Below are 18,147 nucleotides of genomic sequence, written 5' to 3'. Positions count from 1 at the left end.
CTCGCCCCTAGTGGTCTGTGGTGGCGGTTGGCTAACACCCTGCACCCAAGCACCCGCGGGGTCCAGCAAAGCCGCGTGTCCCGCGAGTCAGCTCGCGCGGATGAACTCGAACGCCTTCAGCACGTCGCGGACCACGTGATCGGGCCGTACGTCGACCGCGGCGGCTCCGCTGTCCACGAGCCCGGCCGCGTGACCACCGGCGATGTCGAGGTCCACCCGCATCAGGCGTCGATACGGCTTTCGTCGAGGTCATACGCGCCCTGCACGATGAACTCCTTGCGCGGCGCGACGTCGTTGCCCATCAGCAGGTCGAACACGCCCGCGGCGGCCTCGCCGTCGTCCACGGTGATGCGGCGCAGGGTCCGGTGCCGCGGGTCCATCGTGGTCTCCGCGAGCTGGTCGGCGTCCATCTCACCGAGACCCTTGTAGCGCTGCGGGGGCTCTTTCCACTTGACGCCCTTTTTCATCAGCTCGGCGGACTTCCGCTGATACTCGGCGTCGCTGTAGGTGTAGATGTACTTGTCCTGGCCCTTTTTCGGGTTCGTCAGCTCGAACCGGTGCAACGGCGGCACGGCGGTGTAGACCCGGCCGGCATCGACCAGAGGCCGCATGTACCGGAAGAAGAGCGTGGCCAGCAGGCAGCGAATGTGCGCGCCGTCGGAGTCGGCGTCGGCCATGAAGATGATCTTGCCGTAGCGGGCCTGCTCGATGTCGAAGGATCGGCCAGAGCCGGCACCGACCACCTGGATGATCGAGGCGCACTCGGCGTTCTTCAGCATGTCGCCGACCGAGGCCTTCTGCACGTTCAGGATCTTGCCGCGGATCGGCAGCAGCGCCTGGAACTCGGAGCTGCGCGCGAGCTTCGCCGTACCGAGGGCGCTGTCACCCTCGACGATGAACAGTTCGCTGCGGTCCACGTCGTTGCTGCGGCAGTCGGCCAGCTTCGCGGGCAGCGCCGAGGACTCCAGCGCGGTCTTTCGGCGCTGCAGTTCGCGATGCTGGCGGGCGGCCATCCGGGTCCGGGCGGCGGAGACGACCTTCTCCAGCAGCGCGCGGGCCTGCGGCTTCTCGTTCTTCTTGGTGGAGGTGAGGAACTCGGTGAGCTCGCTCTCGACCACCTTGGCGACGATGCGCGAGGCGGCCGGCGTGCCCAGGACTTCCTTGGTCTGGCCGTCGAACTGCGGCTCGCGCAGCCGGACGGTGACCACCGCAGTCATACCTTCCAGGGCATCGTCCTTGACGATCTCCTCCCCGGCCTTGATCAGCCGGGTGCCCTCCAGCGCCTTCGACAGCGTCTTGGTCAGGGACCGCTCGAACCCGTTCACATGGGTGCCGCCCTTGGGGGTGGCGACGATGTTCACGAACGAGCGCATCTCGGTCTCGTAGCCGTCACCCCAGCGCACCGCGATGTCGACGTCGAGGTCACGCTCGACATCGGTCGGCGTCATGTGACCGGCGTCGTCGAGCATCGGCACGGTCTCGGTGAAGTGGCCGGTTCCGGTCAGCCGGATGACATCGGTGACCTGCTGGTCGGTGGCGAGGAACTCGCAGAACTCGCTGATACCGCCGTCGTGCTTGAACGACTCCTCGGTCACCTCGTCGGTGCGCTCGTCGCGGATCACCAGTTCGAGGCCCGGCACCAGGAACGACGTCTGCCGCGCCCGGGTGACCAGCTCGTCGTAGTTGAAGGCGGCGTCCTTGGTGAAGATCTGGCGGTCGGCCCAGTAGCGCACCCGGGTGCCGGTGACACCCTTCTTGGCGCGGCCCTTCTTGCGCAGACCCGTCGCGGGCGTGAAGCTCGCGGACGCGCCCTCGGCGTCGAACTCGCCCGGCACGCCCCGGCGGAACGACGTGGTCCAGGTCACACCGCCACGGTCGACCTCCACATCCAGCCGCGCGGACAGCGCGTTCACCACCGAGGCGCCGACGCCGTGCAGACCACCGGAGGCGTTGTACGACCCGCCGCCGAACTTGCCGCCGGCGTGCAGCTTGGTGAAGACGACCTCGACACCGCTCATCTTGGTCTTCGGCTCGATATCCACCGGGATACCGCGGGCCTTGTCCCGGACCTCGACCGAGCCGTCCTTGTGCAGGACCACGTCGATGCGGTCGCCGTGGCCGGCCAAGGCCTCGTCGACGGCGTTGTCGATGATCTCCCACAGGCAGTGCATCAGGCCGCGGCTGTCGGTCGACCCGATGTACATACCCGGGCGTTTACGAACCGCCTCCAGGCCTTCCAGCACGAGCAGATGGCGTGCGTTGTACGTCGGGTCGAGCTCGGTACTGCGAGGCGTCGGGGCGGCCACAAGGCTCCTTCACTGGTTCAGGTGATGCTCGGGTCCTACCCTATGCGGCCGCACCGACAACGCCGTGACAGCACGCCGTGCGGCGGTGGCGCCTGGTCCAGGCGGCGGGTCCAGGCAGGTCGGCGGGGCCACGATTCGCCCAGCGGCTTGATCGGAACCGGAAGAGTACGTGAACTGCTACGTATGTCGGGCACCCGGCATAGCGTCCGGGCTGCGAGAATATTTGGCAGGCGACGGCATAGTTGATGTCGCTGCCCGTGGCCACCCGGTCACCGGCTGTTTTGCGTTCCTTGACAACTGCCTGACGAAACATCCAAAAGGCGATCGGCTCCGAATTTCTTGATATCGATCCGGACAAGATCGCGACACTCCGAACGTCGACACGCGGTAGCGCTTTCATGCCGCACAGTGAGAAATGACACGCCCGACACCCGCCGGAAACAACAAAACGCCCGCTGCAGAAACGAATCACCGTCAATATGCGTCATATGGGAACAGGTGGTTCGTCTCACATTCGGACACGCTGGCCCTACCGGGAAGTGATCCGCATGTGAGGATGTTGCTATCTGGTGAGTACGGAACTAGATGAGATGAGGCCTCAAAGTGACTACAGCACTCGCCCCGAGTTCGACCCTGTCGGCTGCGGACCGTTGTGACCGCTGCGGCGCGCAGGCCTACGTTCGTGTCACCCTGACCAGCGGTGGGGAGCTGCTCTTCTGCGCCCACCACAGCCGGGAGCACGCGGAGAAGCTGCGCAACATCGCCATCACGATCCACGACGAGACCGGCCGGCTCGAAGCCAAGAAGGCTGAAGCCGAAGCGGCGGCCGCCGCGGAGGACGACCGGTAGCCGGGGCCCCGGACAACGCGCCGGAGTTCAGGCGCGACCCTACCCAGAGACGTCATCTCGATGGCGGTCACCCTTTCGGTGACCGCCATCTCTAGTTGTGGGCTCGAGGTTGCCGGGGGCACTCAGCACGGTCAGCTCGCCGCTCTCGACGCGAACCGACAGCACCCCGTTTCCCACCCGCAGGCCGCGCAGCTCGAACCGCCGCCAGGGGAACGGATCAGCCGGCGCGATCCGCAGCACCCCGTTCGGCACGTCCGGCTCGATTCCGAGCGCCGCCACCAGGACCGCGACCACTGAAGCCGCGGCCCACGCCTGCGGACGGCACGCCAGCGGGTACGGCGCGGGTGTTCCCCCACCACCACTACCGTCGTACAGCTCGGGCAGGCGGTAGCCGAAGGCCTCAGCGGCCCTGGTGAGCCCTGAGACGAAGGAACCGGCGATGTCGGCCTGACCCGCGGCGTACAGGCCGGCGACGGCGATAGCGGTGTCGTGGGGCCAGACGCTGCCCGTGTGGTAGCCGAGCGGGTTGAATCGGGTGGCGGTCGTCGCCAGCGTGCGTAAACCGAAGCCGCTGTCCAGCTCAGGGGTCCCGAGACGGGCGGCCACGATGGCCTCCTCGTCGGGATCCAGCAGGCCCGTACCGAGCAGATGGCCCATGTTGGAGGCCGGACCCGCGACTGGCCGCTTGGCGGCGTCCAGCGCGATCGCGGGATAGCCGTCGACCCAGAAGGCCTCGCGGAAGCGCGTCTTCATCGCGTCCGCCCAGGTCCGCCACTCGTCGCCGGAGCGCCCGTACGCCGTCAGCAGGTCCGCCCCGGCGATGGCTGCCGCATAGGCATAGGCCTGTACTTCGGACAACGCGATCGGGGCCTTGGCGAATGTCCCGTCGGGCCATTGCACGGCGTCGACCGAATCCTTCCAGCCCTGGTTCGCAAGGCCGTGGCCGGACGTATCGAGGTATTCCAGAAAGCCGTCGCGATCGGGATCGGCCCCGTCCCGAATCCACGTCAGCGCCTGCTCCACCGCGGGCAGCAGGGCCGCCACCTCCGCGCTCGGCATTCCCCATCGCCAGGCTTTGTGCAGCGTGGTGATCCACAAGGGAGTCGCGTCATGCGTGCCGTAGTACGCGGGCGGCAGCACGAGACCACCGCCGTGATCCGCGACGGCCTCGCGCAGCTCGTGCGGGATCTTGCCCGGCTGTTCGGCCGCGCCCTCGTCGTGTTCGGTTCCCTGGTGCCGGGCCAGCGCGCGCAACGTTCCGGCAGTGAGCCCGGGATCGACGCCGACGAGCATGCCTGACGAGATCAGCGAGTCCCGCCCGAACAACGTCAGGTACCAAGGCGGCCCGGCGCCGAGGTAGCGGTCCTCCCCCTCCGCGAGCATCAACCCGCGCACGTCCTCCAGCGACCGGTCGAACCAGCGCACCACCCGCGAGTCATCACAGTCCACCGTCACCTGGTCGTACGACGTACGCACCGTCGGCGGCGCGATCCGGAAGCCTTGCGCCGGCTCCGCTCGGCTAAGGGTCAACCTGAGAGTGAGGGTGGTCGACTCCCCCGCGACGGTTCGGCATGGCCAGGTGACTCTGCCGTCGAGGTCGAGACTCGCGGCTTCTGGAGCGAGGACGACCTCGGCCGTTACGTCGTCGCCGGACCAGCGCAGGCCGTTCGCCGTACGTTCTGGGGTGATCGGGGGAAGCGCTGCGGCAGCCTCGCTTCGGACCGCCGCGGTGTTCGCCAGGTCGGCGGCGAGGTCCAGCGTGAGGTCGTACTCGATCGTCTGGCGGGAGCGGTTTGTGACCGTGACCGTCTCGGTGAGGCTCGCGCTGTCGAGGTGGCGGTGGCGATGCAGCGTGACGGTCGGGTCGTGGCCGGGATCGCCTAGGCCGGGCAGCACGGCGTCGTACTGGACGGTGCTCGCGTCGTACTCGTCGAGGTGGATCGGGACCGGTTCGTGGCCGTCCACGAGCAGCAGGCAGCGGCTCAGCAGGCGCCGGTCGGCGGCGTACACACCTTCGGCCCCAGTGCCGGTCAGCTGTCCCGAGCGAGGCGCCATCACCACCCAGGGCGCGGCAAGCGTGACGACTAGATCCTGCGCGTAGGTCATACCGGCCACACTAGGAGGGCGTGCCGGGGAGCGCGCGAGCTGGGCTTACGGCAGAGTGTGGCCGGTGAACACGTTTGCCCTGGTCCTGGTCGGTGTCGCGATCTTCGCCGGCATGCTCGGCATCGTCATTCCGATCCTGCCCGGCGCGATTCTGAGCTGGGCCGCCATCGGTGTCTGGGCCTTCGAGGAACAGACCGCCACCGCGTGGACCGTGTGGGCGCTGGCGACCGTGCTGATCGGTGCCAGCCAGGTGGTCAAGTACATCGTGCCCGAGCGCAAGCTCCGCGAGGCCGGCGTGCCGCGCCGGTCGATGATGATCGGCGCGCTGCTCGGCATCGTCGGGTTCTTCGTGATTCCGGTGGTCGGACTGTTCGTCGGCTTCCCGTTCGGCGTCTACCTGTCCGAACGGCAGCGCCTCGGCAGCCACGCGACCGCCTGGGAGTCGACCAAGCACGCGCTACGGGCCAGCGGGCTGTCGATCCTGATCGAGTTCGCCGGTACGGCGCTGGCGGCCGCCGCGTGGCTGATCGCCGTGCTCTTTCTCTGATCGTCCGGTGCGGCCTGTGGCGGCTGCTCGGGTGGATTGCCAGGGTTTTGCCAGCTTCGCGGCAGGACGGTCTTAGGTAGGCACGGCACCGTGGACGGGGTATGGCACCGGGCTACCCCTTGGCCGGTGCACGACCTACGGGAGGCTGTGCACAGATGACGACGTACGAGAAGAACGGCACCAAGCGCTGGCGGCTGGCCGGGACCGTCGCGGCGGTGGCGATGACCACGGCCGTGGGTGGTGTCGCCTGGGCGACGGGCGACCTCGGCAACGCCGATCCCACCCCCTCCGCCTCACCTTCGGCCCCGAGCTCCGCCTCGCCGTCGGCCCCGGCGGACGAGAAGCCCGCCCGCCCGGGCTTCGGAGGCCGCCACGGCATGCTGGGGATGGGCAGGCCCCTGCACGGCGAGTTCGTCGTACCGAAGCAGGGCGGCGGCTACCAGACCATCGCGACCCAGCAGGGCGAGGTGACCGCGGTCAGCACCGAGTCGATCACGGTCAAGAGCGAGGACGGCTACAGCCGCACCTACACGCTGACCGAGGACACCTTGGTGAACGCGGCCCGCGACGGCATCGCCGACGTGAAGAACGGCAACAAGGTGGTCGTCTCGGCCATCGTCGACGGCGACAAGGCGACCGCCGTCAGCGTGAACGACGGCACCGTCCGGGAAGGCGCCCGCGAGAAGTGGGGCCTCAAGCGCGGCCCGCGCTGACGCGGTGAACCGGTGAGTCGCCGGCGTCGGCGACTCACAGCTGGTTCACAGGAAACGTCCAGCCGGGGCACGGGTGGCGGGTTCAGACTGAGGGGTATGAGCCCGCACCTGCTGGTGGTCGACGACGAACCCAACATCGTCGAACTGTTGTCCGCGAGTCTGCGTTTTGCCGGCTACGAGGTCTCAACCGCGACCAACGGCACCGAGGCGCTGAAGAAGGCTCGCGACGTCGAACCCGATCTGGTCGTCCTGGACGTGATGATGCCCGGCCTGGACGGCTTCGAGGTCGTACGACGCTTGCGCGGGGAGGACCGCCACGTGCCGGTGTTGTTCCTGACCGCGCGTGATGCCGTAGAGGACAAGGTCTTCGGCCTGCAGACCGGTGGCGACGACTACGTGACGAAACCCTTCAGCCTGGACGAGCTGGTCGCCCGCGTACGGGCCCTCCTCCGGCGTTCGGGGCACCGGGAGCAGACGCCGGCCGAGGCGGCGGTGCTGAAGTACGCGGATCTTGAGCTGAACGAGGACAGCTACGAGGTGTTCAAGGCGGGTCAGCCCGTCTCGTTGTCGCTGACCGAGTTCAAGCTGCTGAGGTGCTTGCTGGAGAACGCTGAACGGGTGATGTCGAAGAGCCAGATCCTGTCGGCGGTGTGGAACTACGACTTCGCTGGGGACGCGGGCGTGGTGGAGTCGTACATGTCGTATCTGCGGCGCAAGGTTGATACCGGCGATCAGAAGCTGCTGCACACAGTGCGGGGCGTCGGGTACGTGCTCCGGACGCCGCGGGTCTGACGTGAGTACCCGGCGGAGGTTTTCGGATCGATATCCGTTGCGCGTCACCATCGTGGTGGCGCTGCTGGTGTTGGTCGCGGCGGCCTTGGTGGGCTCAGGGTTTACCGCGACGGCCATCATGCGCGGCTACCTGCTCGACCGAGTCGACTCGCAGCTGACCGAAGGCGCACGGTCGATGGCGGCAATACCTCCCCGCCAGATACTCAACCAGCTGGGAAACAGCCCGCCCACCCCGTTCTTTGTCCAGTTCAGCCTGTCCGGCCGTCCGCGCCCGATCCAACCTGACCGTGGCTTTCGTCGGCCGACGGCACCACCCGTCCTGCCGACGATGACTCTCGCCGAGGTCGAACAGACCCGAGGGCGTCCGTTCAATGTCAAGGCGACCATTGGCGGCGACACTTGGCGGGTCGTGGTCGTACCGATGACGCGTGCGGTGGGCGTGGTCTATGTCGCGCAGAGCCTGAGCGACATGGACCAGACCATCAACCAGCTGATCGGCGTACAGATCACGGTGGGGGTGATTCTGCTGGTGGTGCTTGCTGGGATCGGGACGTACGTCGTGCGGCGGAGCCTGCGAGGGCTGGAAGACGTTGAGCACACGGCGGTCGCGATCGCGGGTGGTGATCTGAGCCGGCGAGTACCCGAGCGCGATCCACGGACCGAGGTCGGCCGGCTGTCCCTCGCCTTGAACCAGATGCTGGGTCAGATCGAGAACGCCTTCGCGATGCGGACCGCCTCGGAGTATGCGGCCCGGCGTTCCGAAGACGCCGCGCGGCGATCGGAGGAGGCGGCGCGGTTGTCGGAGGATCGGATGCGGCGGTTCGTGGCGGACGCGAGTCACGAGTTGCGTACGCCGCTGACCTCGATCCGGGGCTTTGCCGAGCTCACGCGTCAGCGCGGTGGCAAGGCCGACGCCGATACGATGCGCCGGATCGAGGACGAGGCCAAGCGCATGGGGCTGCTCGTCGACGATCTACTGCTGCTCGCGCGGCTCGACCAGCAACGGCCCTTGGAGCGCGAGCCGGTTGACCTGCTGACCATCGCGGGTGATGCCGTGCACTACGCCGAGGCGGTGCAGCCCGAACGGCAGGTGGACTTCCGGATCCTGCCGGGCTCGGAGGCGCCGGTGGTCGAAGGCGATGAGGCCCGGCTCCGGCAGGTGCTCGGCAATCTTGTTGGCAACGCCTTGCACCACACGCCCGAGACGGCTCCGATCACGATTTCGGTTGGCACTCGCGACGGTGACGCCGTACTCGAAGTGAGCGACACCGGCCCGGGGCTCACGCCGGAACAGAAGCACCGCGTGTTCGAGCGGTTCTACCGGGCCGATACGGCTCGTACGCGTACCACGGGTGGTTCCGGGCTCGGGTTGTCGATCGTTGCCGCGCTGGTTGCGGCCCACGCGGGCAAGGTGACCGTGACGGACACGCCGGGCGGCGGTACGACGTTCACCGTGGCGTTGCCCATGGCAACCAACCCCGAGGCCTAACGATGGGATTTTGCTTCGGCGGCAGGCTGGCTTAGTTTGTCAGCACCATGTCGGCTCAGCGGGAATCCCTCAGCCCGCCGGGCCAGGTGGTGGTCATCGGCGGTGCCAACGTCGACCTCAAGGTTCGCGGTCTGGCCGCCATCCAGCTCCATACGAGCAACCCGGGCCGGTCCACCACCACGCCGGGCGGAGTCGGCCGGAACATCGCGGAGAACCTCGCCCGGCTTGGCACCGCGACGTACCTGATCGCCGCGATCGGCGGCGACGCGGCGGGCGAACGGTTGCTCGCCGAAACCGAAGCGGCCGGCGTACAGGTCTCGCAGGTCTGTCGAAGCGAGTATCCGACCGGCACCTATACGGCGGTGCTCGATGCCGACGGATCGCTCGTTGTGGCGGTCTCCGACATGACCGCTACGGATCGCCTCTCGCCGTCTGACGTTGATGACGCGTTGATCGCCGGCGCGAGTCTGGTGATTTTGGACGGCAACTTGCCGGGGCCGGTGCTGGACCACGCGCTGGATGTGGCTCGGGACGCTGGGGTGCCGGTTGTCGTCGAACCGGTCAGCGCGCCGAAGGCCGCGTTGCTCGGTGGACTCTTCAGTGCGGAGCGGCCCGTGTTCGCGGTGACGCCGAACTTGGAAGAGCTTCAGGCGATCATCGGTCGGCCTGTTGCCGGCTCGCGCGATGACCTGGTCCGTGCCGCCGAGGTACTGCACGCGCGTGGTGTCGAGCATGTGTGGATCCGGCTCGGCGAACGCGGCAGCCTGCTGAGCACTGCGGGTGCTGGGCATGTTTTGCCGGCCATGGCCCCGGCTGAGGTGCGCGACGTTACCGGCGCCGGGGACGCGATGCTCGCCGCGTTCGCGCACGCGCTGCTGCTCGGCGCGGATCCGGTCGAGGCGGCCCGCTACGGTCATGCCGCGGCGGCCCTGACGGTGGCGAGCACGGCCACGGTGCGACCGGATCTGACGCAGGAGTTGATCGAGGACTTGTTGAACAATTCGAACCGGAGCCAGTTATGACAACGCCCCACCCCCGGCTGATCCTGACCGAGGAAGTCCGCGCGGCCCTGCACGAAGGCCGTCCGGTGGTGGCCCTCGAGTCCACGATCATCAGCCACGGCATGCCGTATCCCCGCAACGTCGCGATGGCCCTCGAGGTCGAGGCCATCATCCGTTCGTACGACGTCGTGCCCGCCACCATCGCCGTACTGCACGGCCAACCGCGGATCGGCCTGTCGCCGGACGACCTCGAGCTGCTCGCCACCAGCCCGGACGTGACAAAAACCAGCGTGCGCGATCTGGCGTACGTCGTGGCCCGTGGTGGTCACGGCGCGACCACCGTCGCCAGTACGATGCGCCTCGCCGCGCTGGCGGGAATCCGGGTCTTCGTGACGGGTGGCATCGGCGGCGTACACCGCGGCGCGTCAACCACCTTCGACGTCAGCGCCGACCTCACCGAGCTGGCGTCCACCGGGGTGGCGGTGATCAGCGCCGGGGTGAAGAGCATTCTCGACATCGGGCTCACCCTGGAGACGCTGGAAACCCTCGGCGTACCAGTGATCAGCTACGGCACGGACGAGTTCCCGGCGTTCTACTCCCGCTCGAGCGGCTTCGCCTCCCCCATGCGGGCGGACTCGCCGGAGGAACTGGCCGCCATCATGCACGCGCGATGGGACCTCGGCATTCCGGGCGGAATCAGTATCGCCAATCCCGTTCCCGCGGCCGACGAAATCCCGGCCGAACAGATCAACGGCATCATCGACCAGGCCCTGGCCGAAATGGCCCAAGCCGGTATCACCGGCAAGGACACCACGCCGTACCTGCTAGGCCGCATCGTCGAACTGACCGACGGCACCAGCCTCAACACCAACATCGCCTTGGTGAAGAACAACGCCCACCTAGGCGCCCACCTGGCCACCGCCTACACCACCCTCACCCAACCCCCCACCACCTGACCCGCCACCCAGCTGTGGACGAGGGGGTGTCAGCGGTGGAGGAGGGTGCGTTCCAGGAGGGTCCAGGTGGTGGTGGTCAGGAGGTAGAGGCCCGCGGCAAGGGGAATGAAGGCGACGACGGCGAGCAGAGCTGCGCCAGCAACGGCAGACAGCCCGCGAACAAGCTGGTCCCGGTCTCAGCCTGGAGCTCGGCGATCTCGCGCTGGGCTCGGTCGGGATTTCCTCGGTGCTTCTTGGTGATCTCGGAGATCTTGGGCATCAACTCGGTCCGGGCTTTCGCGCCACGGATGGCGGCGATACCAAGCGGCAACAGCACGAGGCGGACGGCAAGGGTGCAGAGCACGATCGCCACGGCGGCGGCATACGGACCGGTCAGCGGTCGGGCTGCTCAGGCCAGGGGCTCGCGGTCGGCTGTCGCCAGCACGTGCTGCGGCGCCGAGACCAAGTGAGTGGCGGCGGCGCGGGATACCAGCAGGAGGGCGAACAAAGAGGCCGCCGCCGTAAGAACGGCGACGGCCAGCAGGCCTGATTCCAGGCCGAGGGCAGGCATCACCAGCGCTAGTACGCCGGCGATGCCTTGGCCCATCGAACTAGTCCAGGTAGTCGCGCAGAACCTGCGAACGCGACGGGTGACGCAGTTTGGACATGGTCTTCGACTCGATCTGGCGGATCCGCTCGCGGGTCACGCCGTAGACCTTGCCGATCTCGTCCAGCGTCTTCGGCTGGCCGTCGGTCAGACCGAAGCGCATCGACACCACGCCCGCTTCCCGCTCGGACAACGTGTCCAGCACGGCGTGCAGCTGCTCCTGGAGCAGGGTGAACGAGACGGCCTCCGCGGGCACGATGGCCTCGGAGTCCTCGATCAGGTCGCCGAACTCGGAGTCGCCGTCCTCACCCAGCGGGGTGTGCAGCGAGATCGGCTCCCGGCCGTACTTCTGCACCTCGATGACCTTCTCCGGGGTCATGTCGAGCTCCTTGGCGAGCTCTTCCGGAGTGGGTTCGCGGCCGAGGTCCTGCAGCATCTGGCGCTGCACCCGGGCGAGCTTGTTGATGACCTCGACCATGTGCACCGGAATACGGATGGTGCGGGCCTGGTCGGCCATCGCGCGGGTGATCGCCTGCCGGATCCACCAGGTCGCGTAGGTGGAGAACTTGTAGCCCTTGGTGTAGTCGAACTTCTCGACCGCACGGATCAGACCGAGGTTGCCCTCCTGGATCAGGTCCAGGAACAGCATGCCGCGGCCGGTGTAGCGCTTGGCCAGCGAGACGACGAGTCGCAGGTTGGCCTCGAGCAGGTGGTTCTTCGCGCGGCGGCCGTCCTCCGAGATCCACTCGTACTCCTCGCGGACCTTCTCCTTCAGCTTGGTGGCCTCGTCGCTGATCTGCTCCTCGGCGAACAGGCCGGCCTCGATGCGCTTGGCAAGCTCGACCTCCTGCTCGGCGTTCAGCAGGGGGACCTTGCCGATCTGCTTCAGGTAGTCCTTGACCGGGTCGGCGGTCGCACCGGCGACCATGACCTGCTGCTCGGGCTCGTCCGCGTCGTCGGCGTCGGAGACCACAAAGCCCTCGTCCTCGGTCAGCTCCTTCTCCAGGGGCTTGACCGCGTCAGGGGTGAAGTCCGACTCGTCGACCTCGTCGAGGCTGCGCGGCTTACCGGTCTTCGGGTCGATCGCGACCCCGGCCTCATCCGGCTTGCCGGCGGCCTTCTTGGCCGGCGCCTTCTTCGCAGCGACCTTCTTCGCGGTGTTCGCGGCAGCCTCCTTGGCGGGAACGGCCTTCTTGGCAGGGGCGGCCTTCTTCGCAGCCGGATCGGCGACCCGGGCACTGGTCCGGGGAGCCGTGGCCCGCGCGGCGGCGGGCACGACCCGAGGGGACTCTGCTGGAAGGTTCTCGGACGAGCTGGACGACACGAATTACCTCTCGTCTGACGGTTACTGTCTGCAGGGTTACCAACGTGGTGCGACGTGCTGGTTCGCGGTGGTGCTCCGGGCAGGCCCGGATGGTGCTCAGTGTGCACAGCCGCTGGTCAGGCGGCGGCAACACTACATTGTGACACGGCGCCCAAAGCTGATCGCCGCGCGGGCGTGCGATTCCCCTATCCAGACGCCCCGAGAGCCTACCCGGTTCCGGAACCGCACTCCGACCCCGGGTTGACCACCGCCGGGCAACCCGTGGCAACTCCCACGGACTAGCTGTTGCGGGTCTGCCGAACCGGACGGGCCAGCGGCCGTTGTTCGACCTTCTGCTCCTGCTTGTACTGCCGCACCTTCGCCAGTGAGCCGGCGTCGGTCACGTCCGCGACCGACTTGAAGGCACCGTCCTCGCCGTACGGCTCGGAGGCCTCGCGCCAGCCTCGCGGCCGGACCTTCATCTGCTTGCCGAGCAGCGCGACGAAGATCTTCGCCTTCTGCGCGCCGAAGCCGGGCAGCGCCGAAAGCCGGGCGAGCAGGTCGTCCCCGGACTTCACGTCGGCCCAGACCGCGGCGGCGTTACCGCCGTACTCCTCGTCGAGGTGCTTGGCCAGGGTCTGGATCCGGGCCGCCATGGCGGTCGGGAACCGATGCACGGCCGGCGGACCGGCCACCACCTCGACAAAACCGTCCGGGTCGTACGCCGCGACCGTGGAGGGATCGAACGAGCCCTCCATCCGGGCGGCGATCTGGACCGGGCCGGCGAACGCCCGTTCCATCGGGATCTGCTGGTCGAGCAACATGCCCACCAGTAACGCGAAAGGGTCCCGGCTCAGCAATTCGTCCGCTTCGGACTGCTGGGCCAGGCACAGTCGTTTGCCTCGGACCGACGTCACCTCAATCCTCCCCTTCCTCTGCCTTCACGGCGAGCACGGGACAGGGGGCGTCCAGCAGGACCCGCTGCGCGTTGCTGCCGAGGATGAGCTTGCCCACCGGTGACCGGCGCCTAAGCCCGATCACGATGAATTCGGCATGAACCTGCTCGGCGACGGCCACCAGGTCCTCCGCCGGGTCCAGCCCGCGAACGAGCTGCCGGACCTCGTAGGGAACTCCGGTCGACTCGAGCTGTTCTCTTACTTCACCGAGCGCCGCCTCACTCGCGGCCGCCTCATCGGAGGCGAAGCTGCGCCCGCCACGATGGGAATTGACCACCACCAGCTTGGCGTCCCGGAGCTTCGCCTCTTCCGCCGCCCGCCGTAGCGCTGCGCGCCCCTCGGCCTTCGGCACATATCCCACGACGATGGTCGTCATCGACTTGCCTCACCTCCGGGTACTTCCTCATCGACCCGTTCCGAACGATACTGCCCCGAGCCTTCACTGGCATCCGTGGAAATGCGATACCTGTGTCGCGAACGTGATGCGCCTGTGTCGTACGAGGTCTTAAACTTCCGCCCCAGGAAACCTGGTTCCAGGAACGCGTGGTCAGGCAGCCTAGTCCACCGGCCATTCGTGCACCGGGATGTTCTCGTGCATGTGGTCGCGATAGCGCTGCAGCATCGCCCGCAACGCGTCCCGCCGGCCGTGCTGGCCCAAGGTGTAGTGCTCGTGGAACATCTCCGCCTGCCAGGAGGCGCCGTTGCGGTTCAGAAGACAACGTTGTTCGATGATGCCGAGCAGCCGATCCCGGACCGCCGGATCGACCTCCCACTGGTCCAGCCCCTGTGATGCCAACGGCAACAATCTGCGCAGCACCAGCTCGGTCGCCCGGGCCGTACCGACACCGGGCCAGAACACCTCCGCGTCGATGCCTTGCCTGGCAGCGTTGTGGAAGTTCTCCTCGGCCGCGCTGAACGACATCTGCGACCAGATCGGCCGCTCGTCGTCGGCCAGTGCCCGGACCAGCCCGAAGTAGAAGGCGCCGTTCGCGATCGTGTCCACCACCGTGGGCCCGGCCGGCAGTACCCGGTTCTCGACCCGCAGATGCGGGCGGTCCCGGACAACGTCGTACACGGGCCGGTTCCAGCGGTAGATGGTGCCGTTGTGCAGCCGCAGTTCGGTCAGCGCCGGCGTGTCGCCCCGATCCAGCACGGCGATCGGGTCCTCGTCGGAGGTGACCGGCAACAGGGCCGGGTAGTAGCGCGAATTCTCCTCGAACAGGTCGAAGATCGAGGTGATCCAGCGTTCGCCGAACCACACTCGCGGCCGCACGCCCTGGGTTTTCAGTTCGTGTGTCCGCGTGTCGGCCGCCTGCTCGAACAACGCGATCCGGGTCTCCCGCATCAGCTCCTTGCCGAACAGGAACGGCGAGTTGGCCCCGACCGCGAGTTGTACGCCGGCGATCGCCTGGGCCGCGTTCCAGTAGCGCGGGAACGCGTCCGGAGTGACCTGGAGGTGGAACTGCGTCGACGTACAGGCGGCTTCGGGCACGATGCTGTCGGCCGTGACCTGCAGCCGTTCGACGCCGTCGATGGCGATCTGCACGTCCTCACCGCGGGCGGCGAAGATCTGGTCGTTGAGCAACGCGTAGCGCGGATTGGTACTGAGGCTGTCGCGGGTGATGTGGTCGGTCATCAGCGTGGGCAGGATGCCGACGACCACCATCGACGAGCCGGTCCGGGAGGCCTTCTGCTCGGCGGCGTTCAGGCTGGCCCGGATGGACTTCTCCATCTTGTCCAGGCCGTCGCCGTCGATCTGGCCCGGCGGCACGTTGATCTCGACGTTGAACTGGCCGAGCTCGGTCTGGAACGCGTCGTCGGAGATCGCGCTCAGCACCTCGGAGTTCTTCATCGCCGGGTCGTTGTTCTCGTCGACCAGGTTCAGTTCGATCTCGATACCGGTCATCGGCCGCTCGGCGTCGAACCGTGCCTCGCGCAGCATCCGCGCGAACGCGTCCAGATTGCGATGGACCTGATCGCGGAACGCGGTGCGATCCGCCCGGGTGAACTCGACCCGGTCGACCTCTTCGCCCATCTGCGCCTCCCCTTATCGAGCCCCTCGCGGAGCTGTCTCCTGAGTTCGGTGTGCGCTGAAGCCTCAGTCTGACCTCAGTCTGCCCGACCGGGCCGCCTCCCGCTGCCCCGACCGCGTGGATCGACCGGCATGCGGGACGACGGCCCTGATCCACGCCTGCGGCCGGCGGGCCGGCGGCTATCTCGGTACGACGACGAAGTGGTCCCGCACCACGTGCCGCGGCTCCGGGCCGGCCTGTTCGAGCACCTCGGCCAGTTCGGTAAGGACCTCCGGGCCAAGTTGCAGCTGGTGCTCACCGGGGTGCACGTCCGCACCCATCGGGTAGTCCCGGCCCGGCTGATCGGTCATCTCGATATGCGCCCCGAGCACCCACTCCACCGGGTTCGGGCCATCGGCAACAAACCGCGCGAGCCGGTCGATGCTCGCCCGGTACGCCGCCCAGTCCGGCACGTACAACCGGCCCGGGTACAGCGAGTCCCCGGTGAACAGGATCCGGGTGGCCGGGTCGTAGAAGGCCAGGTCCGATCCCTCATGCCCGGGAATCGGGATCACGTCGAGCATCCGCCCTCCAAGGTCGTACCGCCCGGGTCGCTGTGGCCACTCGTCCAGTCCGAAGTACGACGCGACCTCCGCCGCCGACGTACCGACCAGCACTGTGCCGGGCCGATCGGCGAACTGGCTGTCGCCGCCGATGTGGTCCCTGTGCCCATGGGTATGCGCGACCACCAGCTCCAGGTCCCGCTCCCCCAGCAACTCCTCCACTACGGCGCATAGGTCGATATGGCCCGTGCCGGTGTCGAGCAACAAGGCCCGTTCGGCACCGAGCAGCAGATAGCTGAACGGCCCTTCGAAGTTCGTTCGCAGGGCCTGGCGAATGATCGCCGTGCTCTCGTCGTACCAGTGCACCTGGTAGTCCGGCGTGCCCGCTTCTGTCCCGTCGTCCCAACGCTGTGGAAATCGCATTCTCCGATCCAATCAGGGGCCGGGCCGAAAAAGTGTCGGTGGGGCCGGGAAGACTGTGGGCGTGCGTAGTGAACCGTCGATCCTGCATGTCGACCTGGACGCGTTCTTCGCGGCGGTCGAGCAGCGGGACAAGCCGTCCCTTCGGGGCAAGCCCGTGGTCGTGGGCGGTATCGGCCTGCGCGGAGTCGTGTCCACCGCGTCGTACGAAGCGCGTAAGTACGGCGTTCGCTCGGCGATGTCGACCGCGGAGGCCCGGTCCCGCTGCCCGCACGCGGCCTACCTGGGCGGCCGGTTCGACGCGTATCGCGCCACCAGCGCGGCGGTGATGGCGCAGATGCGCGAGTTGTCCCCGTTGATCGAGCCGCTGTCGCTGGACGAGGCCTTCGTCGATCTGGAGGCCGCTGGACTGAGCGGGCTCGACGTGACGAAGGTGGCGGCCATCGCGGACCAGCTGAAGGAGGCGATCCACGCGGCCAGCGGCGGGCTGACGGCCTCGGTCGGCGCCGGTACGTCGAAGCTGATCGCGAAGATCGCCAGCGACCTGGACAAACCCAACGGCACGGTGGTGGTACCACCCGGAACCGAGGCGGAGTTCCTCGCGCCGATGCAGGTGACGGTCGTTCCCGGCGTCGGGCCGGCCACCGCGCAGCGGCTGACCATGGCCGGCGTCCGGACCGTGGCCGATCTGCAGCAACTATCGCTGGACGAGCTGGTGCGTCAGCTCGGCACCTCCCAGGGCACGAACCTCTATCGCCTCGCGACGGCCGACGACAGCCGCGCGGTGGTGAGCGATCGCGAGACCAAGTCGATCAGCATCGAGGACACGTTCGAAACCGACCTGATCGACCGGGCGGTGCTGGCGGCGATCGCGGACGGCATGGCCCGGCGGGTTTCGGAACGCCTCCAGAAGGCGCAACTGTCCGGCCGGACCGTCACGGTGAAGACCCGCATGCACGACTTCACCACCCACACCCGGTCGTCCACGCTCGCCGGGCCGACGGACGATCCGCGCATCATCGCGCGGGTCGCCCGCCGCCTGCTCGAGGAGAGCGACATCTCCGGCGGTATCCGCCTGCTCGGAGTCGGCGTGTCGTCGCTGGCGGACTGGATCCAGGACGACCTGTTCATCGACAGCGAAGCGGCCGAGGCGGAAGAGGTCGCGGTCGAACTGCCGGAGCAACGCCGTACTCGGGATCGAGCGGGGTATTACCCCGGGCAGGACGTGATCCACACCGAGTACGGCGAGGGCTGGGTGTGGGGTTCCGGGCGTGGCCGGGTCACCGTTCGGTTCGAGACCGCCCGCACTCCCCCGGGGCCGGTTCGCACTTTCGCCATCGAGGACCCGGCCCTGGCCGTGCACTACCCGCACCGCCCGCCCGAAGAAGACACGGACGTGGCGGCCGGCTAGATCTGGATCCGCCGATGGGGTGGCCGGTTGCGCGAGCGGTGAGGTGAGGGTGGCCACGTGCGAGGGGGTTGGCGGCTGCCGGGTTGATGCGCGTGTACCGGGCTCGCGGAAACCCGGTAGCCGCGAGCCACCCGACA

The 18,147-nt window shown here is 67.9% G+C and carries 18 protein-coding genes; 8 read left to right on the top strand and 10 right to left on the bottom strand.

Features of this window, described 5'->3' with window-relative positions:
- Positions 1-87: 87 nt before the first annotated feature.
- Both ACFFGN_RS16125 and ACFFGN_RS16120 read right to left on the bottom strand, forming a co-directional pair.
- Positions 88-222, bottom strand: coding sequence for a hypothetical protein (locus tag ACFFGN_RS16125; RefSeq protein ID WP_380048201.1), 135 nt, complete (start codon positions 220-222; stop codon positions 88-90).
- Entirely contained in the window at positions 222-2,306 is a 2,085-nt protein-coding gene (locus tag ACFFGN_RS16120; RefSeq protein WP_380048199.1) for a DNA gyrase/topoisomerase IV subunit B, read from the bottom strand. Before ACFFGN_RS16120 ends, ACFFGN_RS16125 begins: the two co-directional genes overlap by 1 nt.
- Positions 2,307-2,909: 603 nt before the next feature.
- Between ACFFGN_RS16120 and ACFFGN_RS16115 the strand changes: the two genes are divergently transcribed.
- Positions 2,910-3,155 carry a DUF7455 domain-containing protein gene (locus ACFFGN_RS16115; RefSeq protein WP_328994281.1) on the top strand — a complete coding sequence of 82 codons (246 nt, stop codon included), beginning with the start codon at positions 2,910-2,912 and terminating at the stop codon, positions 3,153-3,155.
- Positions 3,156-3,194: 39 nt separating this feature from the next.
- Here ACFFGN_RS16115 and ACFFGN_RS16110 read toward each other — a convergent pair whose 3' ends face one another.
- Positions 3,195-5,261, bottom strand: a complete 2,067-nt coding sequence (locus ACFFGN_RS16110; protein ID WP_380048196.1) for a glycogen debranching N-terminal domain-containing protein — start codon at positions 5,259-5,261, stop codon at positions 3,195-3,197.
- A gap of 64 nt (positions 5,262-5,325) precedes the next feature.
- Here ACFFGN_RS16110 and ACFFGN_RS16105 point away from each other — a divergent pair, with 64 nt between their 5' ends.
- From ACFFGN_RS16105 to ACFFGN_RS16080, 6 genes are all read left to right on the top strand, one after another.
- Positions 5,326-5,808: a DUF456 domain-containing protein gene (locus ACFFGN_RS16105; protein WP_380048194.1), complete on the top strand. Its 483-nt coding sequence runs from the start codon at positions 5,326-5,328 to the stop codon at positions 5,806-5,808.
- 155 nt (positions 5,809-5,963) lie between these two features.
- Positions 5,964-6,521, top strand: coding sequence for a hypothetical protein (locus ACFFGN_RS16100; protein WP_380048192.1), 558 nt, complete (start codon positions 5,964-5,966; stop codon positions 6,519-6,521).
- A gap of 96 nt (positions 6,522-6,617) precedes the next feature.
- Positions 6,618-7,313 carry a response regulator transcription factor gene (locus ACFFGN_RS16095; protein WP_380048190.1) on the top strand — a complete coding sequence of 232 codons (696 nt, stop codon included), beginning with the start codon at positions 6,618-6,620 and terminating at the stop codon, positions 7,311-7,313.
- A gap of 37 nt (positions 7,314-7,350) precedes the next feature.
- Positions 7,351-8,802 (top strand): sensor histidine kinase, encoded by a 1,452-nt coding sequence (locus ACFFGN_RS16090; protein WP_380048188.1) that lies wholly within the window; start codon positions 7,351-7,353, stop codon positions 8,800-8,802.
- Between the two features lie 47 nt (positions 8,803-8,849).
- Complete coding sequence (locus ACFFGN_RS16085) at positions 8,850-9,824, top strand: carbohydrate kinase family protein (protein WP_380048186.1); 975 nt, start codon at positions 8,850-8,852, stop codon at positions 9,822-9,824.
- Positions 9,821-10,759, top strand: a complete 939-nt coding sequence (locus tag ACFFGN_RS16080) for a pseudouridine-5'-phosphate glycosidase (RefSeq protein ID WP_380048184.1) — start codon at positions 9,821-9,823, stop codon at positions 10,757-10,759. The genes ACFFGN_RS16085 and ACFFGN_RS16080 overlap by 4 nt, the downstream gene beginning before the upstream one ends.
- A gap of 76 nt (positions 10,760-10,835) precedes the next feature.
- Here the strand turns inward: ACFFGN_RS16080 and ACFFGN_RS16075 are convergent, their stop codons facing one another.
- The 7 genes from ACFFGN_RS16075 to ACFFGN_RS16045 form a co-directional block, all read right to left on the bottom strand.
- The gene (locus ACFFGN_RS16075; RefSeq protein ID WP_380048182.1) at positions 10,836-11,111 is read right to left on the bottom strand and encodes a YidC/Oxa1 family membrane protein insertase; all 276 of its coding nucleotides are present in this window, start codon (positions 11,109-11,111) and stop codon (positions 10,836-10,838) included.
- A 36-nt stretch (positions 11,112-11,147) separates the two neighbouring features.
- On the bottom strand, positions 11,148-11,345 hold the full coding sequence (locus ACFFGN_RS16070) for a hypothetical protein (protein WP_380048180.1): 198 nt from the start codon (positions 11,343-11,345) through the stop codon (positions 11,148-11,150).
- A gap of 4 nt (positions 11,346-11,349) precedes the next feature.
- Complete coding sequence (locus tag ACFFGN_RS16065; RefSeq protein ID WP_380048178.1) at positions 11,350-12,669, bottom strand: RNA polymerase sigma factor; 1,320 nt, start codon at positions 12,667-12,669, stop codon at positions 11,350-11,352.
- A gap of 278 nt (positions 12,670-12,947) precedes the next feature.
- Positions 12,948-13,565 carry an HhH-GPD-type base excision DNA repair protein gene (locus tag ACFFGN_RS16060; protein WP_380048176.1) on the bottom strand — a complete coding sequence of 206 codons (618 nt, stop codon included), beginning with the start codon at positions 13,563-13,565 and terminating at the stop codon, positions 12,948-12,950.
- Between the two features lies 1 nt (position 13,566).
- Positions 13,567-13,980, bottom strand: coding sequence for a universal stress protein (locus ACFFGN_RS16055; protein ID WP_380048174.1), 414 nt, complete (start codon positions 13,978-13,980; stop codon positions 13,567-13,569).
- Between the two features lie 180 nt (positions 13,981-14,160).
- Entirely contained in the window at positions 14,161-15,639 is a 1,479-nt protein-coding gene (locus ACFFGN_RS16050) for a glutamate-cysteine ligase family protein (protein ID WP_380048172.1), read from the bottom strand.
- A 177-nt stretch (positions 15,640-15,816) separates the two neighbouring features.
- Positions 15,817-16,602, bottom strand: a complete 786-nt coding sequence (locus tag ACFFGN_RS16045) for an MBL fold metallo-hydrolase (RefSeq protein WP_380048170.1) — start codon at positions 16,600-16,602, stop codon at positions 15,817-15,819.
- 61 nt (positions 16,603-16,663) lie between these two features.
- Here ACFFGN_RS16045 and ACFFGN_RS16040 point away from each other — a divergent pair, with 61 nt between their 5' ends.
- On the top strand, positions 16,664-18,010 hold the full coding sequence (locus ACFFGN_RS16040) for a DNA polymerase IV (RefSeq protein WP_380048168.1): 1,347 nt from the start codon (positions 16,664-16,666) through the stop codon (positions 18,008-18,010).
- Positions 18,011-18,147 lie beyond the last annotated feature (137 nt).

Source organism: Kribbella deserti (assembly GCF_042434725.1).
Taxonomy (GTDB): Bacteria; Actinomycetota; Actinomycetes; order Propionibacteriales; family Kribbellaceae; genus Kribbella; species Kribbella deserti.
This window is presented reverse-complemented; position numbering and strand designations above follow the sequence as displayed.